19 protein-coding genes and 2 pseudogenes are annotated in these 13,890 nt (G+C 38.8%); 5 read left to right on the forward strand and 16 right to left on the reverse strand.

Annotated features, from left to right (window positions below; translation table 11 throughout):
- Positions 1-226: 226 nt before the first annotated feature.
- A complete protein-coding gene (locus ACFE90_RS28190) occupies positions 227-649 on the forward strand; it encodes a hypothetical protein (RefSeq protein WP_375505701.1) in 423 nt (140 codons plus the stop codon).
- A gap of 85 nt (positions 650-734) precedes the next feature.
- On the opposite strand, the gene ACFE90_RS28195 is transcribed toward ACFE90_RS28190, so the two are convergent.
- The gene (locus tag ACFE90_RS28195) at positions 735-1,247 is read right to left on the reverse strand and encodes a DUF7004 family protein (protein ID WP_375505702.1); all 513 of its coding nucleotides are present in this window, start codon (positions 1,245-1,247) and stop codon (positions 735-737) included.
- 181 nt (positions 1,248-1,428) lie between these two features.
- Here ACFE90_RS28195 and ACFE90_RS28200 point away from each other — a divergent pair.
- From ACFE90_RS28200 to ACFE90_RS28210, 3 genes and pseudogenes are all read left to right on the forward strand, one after another.
- Positions 1,429-1,524 (forward strand): annotated as a pseudogene (locus ACFE90_RS28200) (element excision factor XisH family protein); the annotation flags it as partial.
- 2 nt (positions 1,525-1,526) lie between these two features.
- Positions 1,527-1,607, forward strand: a pseudogene (locus ACFE90_RS28205) (XisI protein); the annotation flags it as partial.
- Between the two features lie 18 nt (positions 1,608-1,625).
- Positions 1,626-2,099, forward strand: a complete 474-nt coding sequence (locus ACFE90_RS28210; RefSeq protein WP_375505703.1) for a hydrogenase maturation protease — start codon at positions 1,626-1,628, stop codon at positions 2,097-2,099.
- Positions 2,100-2,132: 33 nt separating this feature from the next.
- Here ACFE90_RS28210 and ACFE90_RS28215 read toward each other — a convergent pair whose 3' ends face one another.
- The 4 genes from ACFE90_RS28215 to lysS form a co-directional block, all read right to left on the reverse strand.
- A complete protein-coding gene (locus ACFE90_RS28215) occupies positions 2,133-2,507 on the reverse strand; it encodes a hypothetical protein (protein ID WP_334822825.1) in 375 nt (124 codons plus the stop codon).
- 18 nt (positions 2,508-2,525) lie between these two features.
- Complete coding sequence (locus ACFE90_RS28220) at positions 2,526-3,812, reverse strand: nitroreductase family protein (protein ID WP_375505704.1); 1,287 nt, start codon at positions 3,810-3,812, stop codon at positions 2,526-2,528.
- Positions 3,775-4,263: an ankyrin repeat domain-containing protein gene (locus ACFE90_RS28225; protein ID WP_375505705.1), complete on the reverse strand. Its 489-nt coding sequence runs from the start codon at positions 4,261-4,263 to the stop codon at positions 3,775-3,777. The genes ACFE90_RS28220 and ACFE90_RS28225 overlap by 38 nt, the downstream gene beginning before the upstream one ends.
- 356 nt (positions 4,264-4,619) lie before the next feature.
- Entirely contained in the window at positions 4,620-5,759 is a 1,140-nt protein-coding gene (gene lysS / locus ACFE90_RS28230; protein WP_375505706.1) for a homocitrate synthase, read from the reverse strand.
- A gap of 641 nt (positions 5,760-6,400) precedes the next feature.
- Between lysS and ACFE90_RS28235 the strand changes: the two genes are divergently transcribed.
- On the forward strand, positions 6,401-6,610 hold the full coding sequence (locus tag ACFE90_RS28235; RefSeq protein ID WP_375505715.1) for a molybdopterin-binding protein: 210 nt from the start codon (positions 6,401-6,403) through the stop codon (positions 6,608-6,610).
- A 296-nt stretch (positions 6,611-6,906) separates the two neighbouring features.
- Here ACFE90_RS28235 and ACFE90_RS28240 read toward each other — a convergent pair whose 3' ends face one another.
- From ACFE90_RS28240 to ACFE90_RS28290, 11 genes are all read right to left on the reverse strand, one after another.
- Positions 6,907-7,074: a FeoA domain-containing protein gene (locus ACFE90_RS28240; protein WP_375505707.1), complete on the reverse strand. Its 168-nt coding sequence runs from the start codon at positions 7,072-7,074 to the stop codon at positions 6,907-6,909.
- Between the two features lie 104 nt (positions 7,075-7,178).
- Complete coding sequence (locus tag ACFE90_RS28245; protein ID WP_109012241.1) at positions 7,179-7,478, reverse strand: 2Fe-2S iron-sulfur cluster-binding protein; 300 nt, start codon at positions 7,476-7,478, stop codon at positions 7,179-7,181.
- Positions 7,479-7,706: 228 nt separating this feature from the next.
- Positions 7,707-8,078: an iron-sulfur cluster assembly accessory protein gene (locus ACFE90_RS28250; protein WP_190890070.1), complete on the reverse strand. Its 372-nt coding sequence runs from the start codon at positions 8,076-8,078 to the stop codon at positions 7,707-7,709.
- Between the two features lie 112 nt (positions 8,079-8,190).
- On the reverse strand, positions 8,191-9,000 hold the full coding sequence (locus ACFE90_RS28255) for a HesA/MoeB/ThiF family protein (RefSeq protein ID WP_229484041.1): 810 nt from the start codon (positions 8,998-9,000) through the stop codon (positions 8,191-8,193).
- 10 nt (positions 9,001-9,010) lie between these two features.
- Complete coding sequence (nifW, locus tag ACFE90_RS28260; protein WP_375505708.1) at positions 9,011-9,328, reverse strand: nitrogenase-stabilizing/protective protein NifW; 318 nt, start codon at positions 9,326-9,328, stop codon at positions 9,011-9,013.
- The gene (locus tag ACFE90_RS28265) at positions 9,325-9,540 is read right to left on the reverse strand and encodes a CCE_0567 family metalloprotein (RefSeq protein WP_375505709.1); all 216 of its coding nucleotides are present in this window, start codon (positions 9,538-9,540) and stop codon (positions 9,325-9,327) included. Before ACFE90_RS28265 ends, nifW begins: the two co-directional genes overlap by 4 nt.
- Before the next feature lie 134 nt (positions 9,541-9,674).
- Positions 9,675-10,151 (reverse strand): NifX-associated nitrogen fixation protein, encoded by a 477-nt coding sequence (locus ACFE90_RS28270; protein ID WP_375505710.1) that lies wholly within the window; start codon positions 10,149-10,151, stop codon positions 9,675-9,677.
- Complete coding sequence (gene nifX / locus ACFE90_RS28275) at positions 10,148-10,561, reverse strand: nitrogen fixation protein NifX (protein WP_375505711.1); 414 nt, start codon at positions 10,559-10,561, stop codon at positions 10,148-10,150. Before nifX ends, ACFE90_RS28270 begins: the two co-directional genes overlap by 4 nt.
- Before the next feature lie 42 nt (positions 10,562-10,603).
- Positions 10,604-11,941: a nitrogenase iron-molybdenum cofactor biosynthesis protein NifN gene (nifN, locus tag ACFE90_RS28280; RefSeq protein WP_375505712.1), complete on the reverse strand. Its 1,338-nt coding sequence runs from the start codon at positions 11,939-11,941 to the stop codon at positions 10,604-10,606.
- Positions 11,941-13,350 (reverse strand): nitrogenase iron-molybdenum cofactor biosynthesis protein NifE, encoded by a 1,410-nt coding sequence (nifE, locus tag ACFE90_RS28285; protein WP_375505713.1) that lies wholly within the window; start codon positions 13,348-13,350, stop codon positions 11,941-11,943. Before nifE ends, nifN begins: the two co-directional genes overlap by 1 nt.
- Positions 13,351-13,495: 145 nt before the next feature.
- Complete coding sequence (locus tag ACFE90_RS28290) at positions 13,496-13,843, reverse strand: Mo-dependent nitrogenase C-terminal domain-containing protein (RefSeq protein ID WP_375505714.1); 348 nt, start codon at positions 13,841-13,843, stop codon at positions 13,496-13,498.
- Between the last annotated feature and the right edge of the window lie 47 nt (positions 13,844-13,890).

A 13,890-nucleotide genomic window follows, 5' to 3' on the forward strand; every position in this document is an offset into this window, starting at 1 on the left:
TAGTTCTTAATGCACTATTACTTACTGTACCTCATGCACTTCGAAAATGCTGTATTTCACTATGATGGGCATCATCGCTCTACTCTAGGATGATTTTTGCTTGAGATATCTAATAATCTAACTATTTATTCAAAAGTCGTAGCGTAACACACCAAAACTTCTAGAAACGATGCGTTAGGCTTGCCTTAATGCACTTGCATAAAACAGAAAATTACACGGTAAGCTTGTGTCTGATTTAGCGCTACATCAATATCTCCCTCGCGTTCCCGATGCCGCATTGCAAGAATACATAGAATGGTGTGTTTTAGAACAGGCAAAAGCCGCAGAATGTAACTTTACTCCCGATAGAAGTAAGTTAGATAATTTGCCACCAGAAGACTACGTTCCTAAACTTGTCGAGCAGTTCATGAAAGTTAAACCAGACCCAATTAAAGCTGGTTTGGTAGCTGCGATCGCTGGCAAGGAAGCTGACAAACATGATTTATCTGGGTTAGCAATCGCTGCTGATTTTGTATCTCTTTATGTTAAGTATTTAATTCCTAAAGAGGGAAGTACTAAAGAACAAGCTGAAGAGATATTAACTAAAGTGTCACAAGATCAGTGTGATAAACTGACTGAAATTGCCAATAAACATGGTGTAAAGTTTTAGTTTACTGCTGATAACTTATTTTTTTTAGAGGCTTTGTCCGTGTCATGAACCAAAGCCTCTTTATTACTCTAATAGGTTAATCTAGCTAAATAGCTCTATTTTTGCATTCTCGATCTATCTGCCAAGCTTTCTTACCTCTTGAGAAGTTTGCAGTGGATTCCAGAGATAACCCCTCAAATAAAAATTGGTATGCTGCTAAAAGCTTAATTCGTTTTCCTATTCTAGGAGAATTAGTTTTTTGAGAATACGTATCAGATTTTTTTCCTTCTGCAATCAGGCAAGCGGCGTAAGCGTGAAAAAAAACCTCCTCTATAAGTTTCCTTTTTCGTCTTGCTTCATTAGAAAGATAGGCATATGACATTTTGGTGTCTGGAGATTTAAATGATGATAAATCTTCTGTTTGTCTATCTATTTGTTGAGCCACATCTTTAATCGCTTGCCAGATTATCTGTTTATCTCTAAAAGCTGAGAAGAATCTGAGAAAATAAGTATCTTTAGGTGGGCGGTTATTTATAGTAACCATGTAATTATCTTGTCTACCGGCTTTAAATAAAATCGTTGCTCTACAGTTGAAACTTTTTAAAACAATATCAATCACAAGTTTTTTATAATTATTTTATTGAAGTATTTAGTTTTAGAATACAAAAACTATTTTTTCAAGATATATAAAAATAATTTTCTTGAGAGAGGAAACCCGTATTTTAAAAGTAGTAATTTTACACTGTACAGGTTTTTTATGATTCAAGTAATACTAGCTTTTCAAGCGGAAGTATGAAGATACTAAACTATTTGCTGACCTAGCGGCTGAGAGAACACTTGCAGTTGAACGCAACGGAAGTAAAATTATTGTTGAAGTTAAAAGCCGGAATTATTAAATGCAGGGGTTCCTCAAAATGATATTGTGTTAGCTTTTCATTCTCCAAGCGATCCCGCTTTGACTGAATTTGCACCTGCTTAAACAATTAAATCTCATCCCATGCTAACTATTATCGGTTGCGGCAACCTCAATCGCAGTGATGACGCAGTAGGCGTAATTATCGCCCAACGCTTACAAAAATATCTAGCTGAAAACCCTCATCCTCATGTGCAAGTATATGACTGTGGCACCGCAGGGATGGAAGTAATGTTTCAAGCTAGAGGTAGTAAAGAATTAATAATTATTGATGCAAGTTCAACAGGTTCTGAACCTGGTGCTGTGTTTAAAGTTCCAGGAAAAGAACTGGAAGCTTTGCCAGAACCTAGTTATAACTTGCACGATTTTCGTTGGGATAATGCTTTAGCCGCCGGACGGAAAATCTTTCAAAATGACTTTCCCGAAGAGGTGACAGTTTATTTAATTGAGGCGGCAAATCTTACTTTGGGACTGGAGTTAAGTCCTGCTATCAAACATTCTGCTGATTTAGTTTTTGAAGAGGTAGCTGCACTCATCAGCCAGAATATCAACTTTTAATTAACAATCCAAAATCCAAAATCCAAAATCGAATCAAGCCCAATCCCGATAAACAGAAAGTTCATCTACCCTCATTTCAAAAGGTATGCCTTGACTTTCTGGTGGACAAACACGGATTTTAGCACTATTAACAATTCCATATAGCAATGTCCCCATTGGCACAATTTGTTGTAAAACACGCCAATTAGTGACTTGATCGGGACATTCAATAACCAATGTCAGAGCATTGGCATGGGTTGTGACATACCACCGACAATTAGATAGAAGATTTTGAATCGTGCGATCGCAAGCGTCATAAAAGTATCTACTAATAGAATCCTCTAGTTGCTGACGTAGTATAATATCTGCCGATGTCGGTTGTATTGGATGTGAGTCATCACCATTGAAGTAATACATCTTTCTAGCCATCTTTCTGTAGCTTCCTGCTTATATTCCAATCACCATTCCATAAAGTACATCTTTATTTGTTTCTAATAATTTTTGGGTTTCATTATCATAATAAGCACCAATACCACTACATTGAATCCCCAAATAATTACTAGCTAAATAAAGCCTCTGTCCAAGAAAACCAGCTATTTGCATAGCAGTTTGATAGTTTAAATAATCTGACACAAAAAATAAAGTTACAGCGCCATCTCTAGCAATAGCTTGATTAATACATAAGTAACCTGTCTTTTCACTAAAGTTACCCGCTTTAACCAGATACGTACCTTTATATAACCCAGGTGTCATTCTTTCTACTCGATGCACCACTGAGTAAATTTCTATCTCCTCATAGTTTTCTGTCGGTATTGACTGCTGAAGTTGTTGCACTATATATAAATAATCTTCTTGAGAAATAGACTCTTTCCGGAAACGTCTAATAGAACGTCTAGCCCAAACTGTTTGATAAAATTTATCCCGATCAAAATTAAATTGAGGATACTCTAATTGCTGCTGACGACTCTTTCGTAGAGTTGTTGCTTGATAGGCATCTTCAATAAATTGATTGGATTCAAAATAATCAGTACCAGACACAAAAGGAATTTTTAGCCTTAAGCGTCTGATTTTCTTGTCTTGTATTTCTCCTGACACCGCACAAGCAGTAATAAACTCCTTATTCTCAAAACCCAAATCTGAATTGAGAGCAAGTTTATCAAAGTCAAAAATTAGTTGTATATCTCGGTTGTGGAGAAAAGCTGAAGCTGCGAACGCACCTAAATGGTGTCCGCTATCTAAGAGGCAATATCTTATGCTTCTATTTTGATATTTCCAGCTAGACCTATAATAAACACAACTAATTAAAAAGATGAATCCATTGATACTTTTACCCGGTATAATATAATTCTCCAATCCATCATCAATTAATTCATAGATGAGAGTTAGACAATTATTCTCAACTTCTAGATGGTATATACCATTTACCATTCCCTCAATCCCGCGAACCTGTACGTAAACTTCCGTAGGATACAGAGCGCCTGCTGATGGATTCACCCGCAGTTTTAATGGGCCATCTTTATATACTTTTTCCAGTGTTATCGCACTGGTTAACGAAATAAAAGAATGAACAGGATTATTGAGATTTAATTTCACTCTCCGATAAAATTTAGGATAAACTTTAAATGAAGATGGCTGTGTTGAAGCATCTACATAATTTGGATCAAGTTGTACCGATAAGTAAGAATGCTTGGTAGCATCATGATAAGTTTTGCCCGATATCTGGCTTTGTGGCATTTTTAAGTATCCTTAAGACTTCTACGTTGCTAGCAAAATCTATCGCTTTATAATCGTCTAAGTTTTTTAAATATAAATTAGGCTGATGTTGTAAAAGTAACTTAACTACTTCTGTCTTTCCGGCTGATGCTGCATACATTAAAACAGTTGCACCATTATCATTTTGGTTATCTATGTTAATGTTGCTAGCAAGCAATAAATTAATTAAATCGTAGTGATTACCAAAACAAGCAAACCACAAAGCATTGTTGCAATCGCTATTTCGAGTATTGATATCCGCACCTACATCAATAAGTTCTTTAACGACTGCATGTATTCCCTCTCTTGTAGCTTTCATCAAAGCTGTATCACCATTTTCACCTGTCTGATTTAAATCGTCAGGATTATAGCCTTTTGCTATTAGCCATTGGATTGTAGCTTCACTCAAATTCTGACTATTGGTTTGATTCATAAGTATCCCTTAGTTAGCTTTGTTAGTGCTAGTTTACTAGTATAAATTTGCTTGGTAAACAGAATGGTGAGCAATGCCCACCATTCTTGAAAAAATGTTATCTAAATTTAAATAATTTACATATATGCTATCAGTTTTATAAGTTTAATTTATGAATTATTTATAAAGATCGTCAGATAGTTTTCTTAAAAAAGCTTGAAAAATAAAGGAAAAGCAGTAATTATTACAGCTTCCTCTCATAATATAGAACAATAATAAATATGTCATAAATAAAACAGCTACAAAGTAAGTAGATTAGATTTTTAACTTCTTCAATAAGTTGGGTATGTGAGCCGCAAGAGTATATATTTTTATATTTACTGACAATGATAAGAATATAAAATATTGTCTACATCTTCGATCGTAAGACTTTGTTTATCAGCTAAAGTTTTTAACCTATTGGTAATATCTTTAAGCTGATATAAATTAAAAGAAAGTCCTAATTCATTAGCTCGGTGACTAACCGCCTGTTTTCCAGCCAATTTATGATTGATTAAAATTGAGCGCGTTACACCAAAACTTCGGGGATTAATAGCTTCATAAGTCTCAGAGTTATTGAGCATAGCCTTAGTATGAATGCCAGCTTTATGACTAAAAGCGCTTTCACCAAAAATACAGTGATTAAAAGGAATAGAAATTCCAACTTTTCTGGCAACTAATTCATGCAAGTAACCAAGTTGATCCAAACGATATTTAGATTTAATCTGCTCTGGATTTATAGCATATAACCTAGCGATAAATCCAGCTAGTGAGGTAATACCATTACGTTCACCAATACCAAGCACACAAGTATCGATATGAGTTGCTCCCGCTTCTAATGCTGTATAACTGTTAGCATTCGCACATTCTGTATCATTATGACCGTGAAATTCAATATCTAAATTGGTGAACTGGCGCAAAGTCTTCACTAATTCAAATACTTGCATTGGGCTACTAATTCCTACCGTATCGGCAATTCCTATACGTTTGACGAATCCTAATTTTTCAACTGCCGAGTAAATTGTGATTAAATCTTCTCTAGGAGTACGTGACGAATCCTCAGCAGAAAACCGTAACTCAATATCGGGAGCTTGCTGATGAATAAAAGTTAAAACTTCAGATGCTAAATCAATAATTTGATTAATATTTTTACCATGACTGAACTGACGCATCAAAGAAGAACTGCCTATAGTTAAATTAATCCCAGCTACGCCTGTAGCTAAAGCTACTTTGGCATCTTCTAAGTGACAGCGAATGTGAGTTAATATTTTGGATGGCAAGCCTAACCTAGCTAATCGTTCACAGTCTCGTCTAGATTGAGGTGAAGCAATTGGTGACGTTAACTCTATATATTCAACTCCAAACGCAGCAAGGGCTTCAGCAATTTCGACTTTATCATCTGAAGAAAAATTGGCTTTGATGAATTGTTCGCCTTCACGGAGAGTGCTTTCTACAATTGCAAATTCAGATAGCGACATTGATTAATCCTTATGCTAATTCTTACTAGTAATATTTACTTATTAGTTTTTATATTAACAGATTTGCATAATCGAGAAATAATTGCTTTGGCTGATTCTTGAGAACTGCCTATAGTATCAATTATAAAAGAGCGATCGCTTGTATCCATCGCTTTTAAAATCTGTTTTGTGGGAACTGAATCATAGTTCTGACTCTCTTCTACAAATATTTTTAATTTGTCCCGCAATTCTACACCTTTAACAACTCGTTTTTTTACAAGTTGTAAGATTTTTTGTTCTTCTTTAAACGATGCTCAAGTTTTCCAACAAACTTATTTAAAGTTTACTCTAATGCTTGATGCGACTTTTATTAGTAAGTATAAATGTAAAAATGTTATCTAGCACTCGATATATATATAAAAGAATAAGATATTTAATCGATAAGTCTATTTTTGATAATGCCTATTAATATTATTTTTTTAAATTGTTTGAGCCTAAGTTTGGTAGCACATTACTACGCTTTCTTGTAAAGATCATCAGCTACAGGTATAAACCTTAAGCAAATGACAATTATTTTAGGATTATTAAGATATTTAAAAAAACAACAATTTTAATATTAAAATTTACTAAAGTATAAATAGCTAAACTTGGCAAGTAAAAACATGGAAATTAGCGCTCGTAACTCTCTCAAAGGTACTGTAAAAAAAGTTATACCTGGAACAGTTAATACTGAGATAACTTTAGAAGTGGCACCAGGAATAGAGTTAGTGTCAATAATCACAAAATCATCAGCGGAAAAGCTAGGACTTGTAGAAGGTAAACAGGCTTATGCCGTGATTAAATCATCAGATGTGATAATTGCTGTTGGTTAAAAAATAAGCAAGTTGTTTTTTCTTGCAAGCGGCTTTGTCTGTAATACCAAATTGCATTCATCTCTATAAATTTAGTGGACTCACTCCTGAAATTAATTAGGAAAGGAGTGAGGTCAATGTAATTCGTAATTCGTAGTTGTAATCAGTGCTTGCTCCGTACCCTTTTAATTATGAATTAATAATTATTTGGTCAAGATAATATTATATAGATATTAATTATCAATAGTGCGGAAATAAATAACACGGCTACTTTCTATATTTAGTTCTATATATGTGTTTACTATTTTAATAATTAATCAGGGAAACTTTGGTTCTAAAGTGAGAATACTTCCTGGCGTTACTCCCTTTGATATCAGTTTTTTAAATATTGTTTCATCTTGACTTTTACAGAAGGCGACGATTCCTCGCTCTCCCGTTCTTAATAATTCTAATGAACAACCAGTAACATTAAAAGGGGAAAACATTTTAATTATAAATTAGGGATTGTGAAGGGAAGAAGGAAGTATATTTTCATCCTTCATCCTTCATCTTTTATTTGATTGCCTAAGGCAGCAACCAAAATAATGGTTTAGACGAGATAGGGTTCTTGATGTGTCTTAATTGTGCAATTAGAACGGGGATAAGTGACACAAAGTAGAGCGAATCCCTTAGAAATCTGTTCGTCATCTAGGAAGTTTTGATCTTCTTGATCAATTTCACCTTCAACGACCTTGCCAACACAACTAGAGCAAGAACCTGCTTGACAAGAAGCTGGCAAGTCAATATCGTTTTCGTGCGCTGCGTCTAAGATTGTTGTTTCTTCGTCAACTTCAATTGTGGTGTCGAGGTCTTCTTTTTTGTTGATTAATCTAACTTGGTAGGTAGCCATTTTCAGATTCTCCTCAAACGTTATACAGTTGGTCTAATTTACGAATTTTTTGAGCAACCTATCCTACTTTTTGCTTCCTTTCTTCTTACGGAGATGCTACGCTTAGTCGGCTTCTCTATAGGGATAAGGAATGCAACACGAACTAGAAGCTACCTCAAGAGCATTGAAACTCTGCGGAGTGCGTCTATGGCAAGCCTCTAAAATTGACTTAGCGCTAACGGAATGATGTTAACTGCAAGGTACACCAGTCGGCGTACCGTCGTCTGTTTTAAAGGACTTTCCACAACCGCAGGTATCAGTCGCATTGGGGTTGATGAATTTAAAACCGCTTTCCATCACTCCCTCAACGAAGTCAACGATAACTCCGTCTAATAACGGCGCACTTTTGGCATCAACGTAAACCAGCACTTTGCCTTGCTGGCTTACCAAATCATCTGGTTGGGGCTTGCTGGTGATATCGATCGCATATTCATAGCCACTGCAACCACCATCTTTTACAGAGATGCGGACACCTTTAGTTGCGCCATCAGCATCGGGTGCGGAACCTTTGAGGAATGCCCGCAGATGAAATTCTGCTTTTTCTGATAAAATAACAGCCATTAAGTCTCCTGATTTGTAGCGATTAGTTGTTCTGATTTCAGGTAGGGTTGTCCTTTGTCCTTTGTCAGTTGTCCTTTGTTATTCACTAATGACTAATGACTAATGACGAAAATTAACTATTTTGTGCAATACCTGTAGCTGTGGGTTCCATCGAATTGGATTGCGCGTGTCTCCAAGGCGCACTATTACCACATACTGGACAAGAGCGATCGCGGTGAGAACGGCGTTTAGCAAATTCCATCCGATTTAGATCGATTGTCAGCAATTGCGACAATAGAGGCTGACTAAAGCCGGTGATCAGCTTGATAGCTTCCAACGCCGTTAAACAAGCTAGGGTTCCAGAAACAGCACCTAGAACTGAAAAGCCGCGCTGATCCCAATCAGGCTTTTCTGGAAACAGACAAGACAAGCAAGGAGTCACACCAGGAATAATCGTCGTCAGGTAAGCCTCCATCCCATTCATTGCAGCTTCCACCATTGGCTTACGCCAGCGCACACAGGCTTCATTTAGTAAATTGCGCTCTGTAAAGTTGTGGGCGCAATCAAGAGCCATATCGGCGGATTGCACTAATGAGTCTACATTTTCTGGGGTGATGTAATCATGAACAGCTTCCACTTGAACATCAGGATTAATCGCATCCAGAGTTTCTTTAGCTTTGAATACCCTTGGCTTACCTACCCAATCATCAGTCATGAGAACCTGACGATTCATATCATCTAGCCGCAAGTCACCACCCCGGACTAGAATTAGCCGCCCAACGCCCGCTACTGCTAAGTAAAGCGCCGCCGTACCGCCTAATCCCCCCACACCTGTCACCAGAACCGTCGCTGACTTCAAGCGTTTCTGTGCTGTTTCGCCAAAATTCGGAAGCATCATTTGGCGACGATAGCGTTCTAATTCGGTAGGCGTTAGGTTAACCAATTTATACCTCCTAATCAGAAGTGATTTCTGTCAGTGTGACTACATTTTTCGGCTTGTCGTTAAACACTTTGAACAGCTTTTGTTCGTGGGGTGTTGATTCGATAAATACCTGATAAGCTTTTTGCAAAGCTAAAGAATATTGATTTAGTCTCTCTTCTTGGCTCAAGCCAGGAGAATTATTATCAATTTCCTGCATGTATTGAGAGAACTTTTTCAGAATATGTAGACGATTTACATTCACCACTTCTAAATCGTAGGACATGTTAAAGAATTGAAAAAATTCTTCTGCATCTACGAGTTTCTTGAATTCATCAATAGTTCCAGTCATTTAGCATTCTCCAATTTTTTCAGCCGTTGCTTAAGTTCATCTAACTGGTGATAGATTTCATAAGTTGCAGCTGCAACATCCATAAGTTGGTTGTAATCTGTTGGTAGCCCTTCAGCTAAATCATGCAGATCCATTTTCATCTGACCTGCTTTGCTGTTGAGCCGTCTGATTTGTCCTTGTAGTTCCTCAATACTTGTTTCTTCTGCTTGCACAATCAGCCACTCCAAATTGGATTTGGGATTTTAGATTTTAAATTTTGAATTGGATGATATTGTTTTAATCAAATGGTCATGAAGCTAATGATTAAAAATTGAACCCAAAATCCAAAATCCAAAATCTAAAATTGTTACAGGTTGCCAACTTCCGGAAAGCGCTTCGCCAAATCAATACCTTTTTTGACGTAGTTTTCTCCCTCTTCTGCTAATTTATCTAGCGAGTCAAAGCCAAAGCGATGAGCATCTCGTAAGGTTTTTACAGTTAGCAAAAGACGACTAGAAAAAACTAGCGCCCAGCCAAATCCTTCATGGCTCAAATCAACTACAACCTGGGATATCAAACCTGTTTCTTGTTCAATACCAGCGGCTACAGCTCGAAAAAATGCCATAATCCGTGCTTGAGTTATCGGATCAACTTCGCCCTCAATGGAGATTTCCCGTTTCTTTTGTTTGGTGACAATAAAGGGTTTGAGAATCAATTCATCCGACCAACTACGATAAACTCCATAACTGTCTTGACCCCGAATTTGTTTAATTAATACCTTAAGGAAAGGTGAGTTCAAGACTTCAGTTGTAGCAGTTCCGTTAACACTATTATTTGTGGTCATACTGTTGCTTCATTTTCAACTTCATCGGCAAAATTAGTGGGTTTTTGCTGTAAAGCTTTACGCAACCAAGGTGGAGGATTACCTTTGAGGGTTTTTACTAGTTTGTTTAGCACTTCACTAATTTCGTCCTCTTCCGATCGCGCCTTCACTGGGGTGACACCTTTCTTAATTAACCGAGCAGCCGCACTCCCACCAATTGCCAAAACATAGATAATTGTGCAGTCACCTAATGCTTCAATTTTTGGTGCGAGTTTACTCTCATTATTCTCTTCTTGGATTTCATAATTAAATTTGATAGCTTCTACAAATTGATATCCTTCATCTGAAATTTCATAAACATCAATTTGTTCTGAGCCTCCAAAGTGAGTATTAATATGAACTCCATCACTTGTCGTAAAGGCAATCTTCATCGTAATTCTCCTCCCTAAAGTTTTGAATTTTGAAGTGTTAATTCAAAACTCTGCGCTCACAATACCTAACTCTTGAAACTGCTTAACTCTCGCTTCTTCTTGCTCTAAAAACAGGTTGCCGATGCCAAATACAAGCTCCATTGTGCCTCGATAGCCAACTTTGGTAAATTGACCATTACCTAAGCGGTCATAAATGGGCAATCCTAGACGATAAAGAGGAATCGAGAGCCGTTTAGCGATCGCACTGACATTCGAGTTACCAATTAGCAAATCAGAGCCATCTGCTAAACTCTCAAAGTCTTCCAAATCCCCGATGGTGACGCTTTTAACCGAGAGTTTTTCTAGTAGTGGCGATCGCGTGGTTGTCACCGCCGCATGAATTTGCGCTCCCATTGATTGCAGGAAATGCACTGTTGACCACAGCAAATCTGGTTCCAGCGCTAGAGAAACTCGTTTTGCACCGAAGTAAAAGTGGGTGTCCAGCATCGCATCTTGCAACTGACGACGTTGGCGGCGGTATTTTTCGGGTACGCTATTACCGCTCAGAATCGCCAATGCTTGGATAAATTCATCTACTGGTTCTAATCCTGTCAGTTCGCTAAACACCTCATAAGGCGTGTCAAAGCGTTCTTCGAGAATCTTGGCAGCCCCCCGCATACTTTCACCCAATGCCAGGGTAAAAGCAGAACTACCTACTTCTCGTAGCTGTTTTAAGGTAGTTCCACTGACTGTAACCGCACTGTAACCATCCTCTAAATGACCATCTAGGGAAGCGCCAAGGTCAGGTACAAAGATCGGCACTAGTCCAAAGGATGTGACTATCTCTTTGATTTCCTGTACATCCCCAGGTGTGAAGGCAGAACCCGCCAAAATGGTGACTTGTTCAGTTCTGATTTCACCTGCGCGAGGAATTTCCTGAACGATGCTTTCGATAGCAGCAGTAAAGCCATCTTGCAACGCACCTTTAAAATCTGGGGTAGGTGCAAAAACGATCGCTAAATCATTCAATTCTGGATGGCGATCGCGGATTTCCTTCAGAAAACCCTCGATGTCATCTCCTCTAGTTTCAGTCAACCCAGTACTACATAAACCAATAATTTCCGGGTTAGCCTTTTCCACCAGAGTCAGAATTGCTTGCTCCACATTCTCTTCACCACCCAAGATTGTAGTGACTTCCGTCATTGCTGTCGTAGCTAGGGGAATCGCTTCCCGGAAATGCCGTACTAGGACAACTTTGGCGAAAGCAGTACAACCTTGAGAACCGTGGAATAAGGGCATCGTCCCTTTCAATCCCAAAAAGGCTAAGGTTGCGCCCAAAGCTTGACTTTGCTTGAGGGGATTAACTGTCAGTGCTTTGTTAGAAGCGGTAACGATCGCCATTAAACTTCCTCCTCGTCCCAAGGAGCGGGTTTGCGTATTTGTTCCCAAATCGGGCTATACAGAGCTTCGTACAGTTCCCGCGCCATTTCAATCATTCCCACATAACCTGCATAAGGATGGTGGCGTTCTTGGTTGATATCAAGGAAAGGAATTCGAGCTTTCAAAGCGGTGTATTGGTTACGTCCACCAGCAATCAGCATATCTGCGCGAGTCTCTTTAACCACTTGTAGCAATTCCTTAGCGTTGCCCTTCTCCAACATGATGCCATCGTTGCCGAGCAACTTCTTGATTTTGGCTTTATCTTCTTCAGTACTCTTTCGGGTACTGGTAGCAACAACTTCAATACCCAAGTCCCTAGCCGCCGATATAATCGACCAACTCTTAACGCCACCAGTATACAATACTACTCGTTTACCTTTTAGTCGAGCGCGATAAGGAGCCAGTGCCAAATCTAAAGCAGCTGTTTCTTCTGCAATTAGCTTTTCTGTCCGCTCTTGTAAATCAGCGGACGCTCGAGGACTCGCTAACGCTTCGCTATCGCCTAATTTAGCAGCGATATTTCGCAGACAGCGATTCATGTCATCGATGCCGTAGAAAGACTCTTCAATGTAGGGGATGTTGTAACGCTCCTCCATCTTTCTCGCCATATTAAGCAACGCTCGTGAGCAGATCATGACGTTGAGCTTGGCGCGGTGGGCGTAGCGAATTTCATCGTAGCGAGCATCGCCCGTAATTTTAGACAAAATACGGATGCCTAATTTCTCTAGCAGTGGTGTTACTCCCCACATTTCCCCGGCGATATTGTATTCGCCGATTAAGTTAATATCATAGGGCGTTGTATGTTCCGGTTCTGCTGTTCCGACAACATATTCTAATAAAGCTTCACCGCCAAAACGGTTGCCGAGATTTTTGCTGCCAATGAATCCTGGGGCAATGACGGGAACAACAGGAATACCAATTTTCTCAGCCGCAGCTTTGCAGACAGCATCCATATCATCGCCAATTAGGGCTGTAACGCAAGTGGCATACACGAATACTGCTGCTGGTTGGTAGCGCTCTTTGAGTTCCAGAATTGCTTTGTAAAGCTTCTTTTCGCCACCGAAGATGACATCATTTTCACCCAAGTCAGTGGTAAAGCCCATTTTGTAGAGTTGAGGGCCAGACGAAAGACTACCACGACTGCCCCAGGAATTACCAGCACAGGCGATCGGCCCGTGAACTAAATGAGCAGCATCTGCGATCGGCACTAAAGAAATCATTGCACCATCAAAAGCGCAGCCCCCTTGAGCCGCGCCAGGTTGTGCCTGTTGGGCGCAAGACTTGTTTTTCTTTTCCGCTTGTTTGTGCTGATTATGCTCGCATCCTGTCTCAGTCAGCAGCTCGTTGATTTTGCCTTGGGTGATTTTCATCTCTCTTCTTGTGCTGAATTGTTAATTGTCTTTTGTCATTTGTTCTTTGTCCTTTGTCATTTGTCATTTGCCCTTTAAATAACTAACAACTAATGACTAACAACTAATGACTAATAACTAATGACCAATGACTAATGACTAATGACTAACAAATGTATCTTGTGACATCCTCTCCACATACATCGGTGAGGTAAGATAAAGCGCGGAAACGCAATCCTACAAATTCGTCATATAAAGGATTGAGTTTACATAGTGGTGGGATATCAATACACTTCCCAAATAATTTAATTTGTCGCTCAAAGGGACAACAACAAGGAATTGTTTGGCAAATTAGATGAGCGATGCGATTATTTTTAACCTGAATCTCATCCACCACACGGCGCAACGGATTAAGAAGATTGTTGAACCACCCTCGTTTTTTCTGGTTAGGTGGGTGGTAATTAGGATGAGGATGAGTGTGAGTATGTTCGTGAGTATGATTGATGGTTTCCATTTATAAATTCCTTGGGTAAATGCTATCAAGAAAAAGGGGAGTTGGGG

This window comes from uncultured Nostoc sp. (assembly GCF_964245445.1).
Lineage (GTDB): Bacteria > Cyanobacteriota > Cyanobacteriia > Cyanobacteriales > Nostocaceae > Nostoc.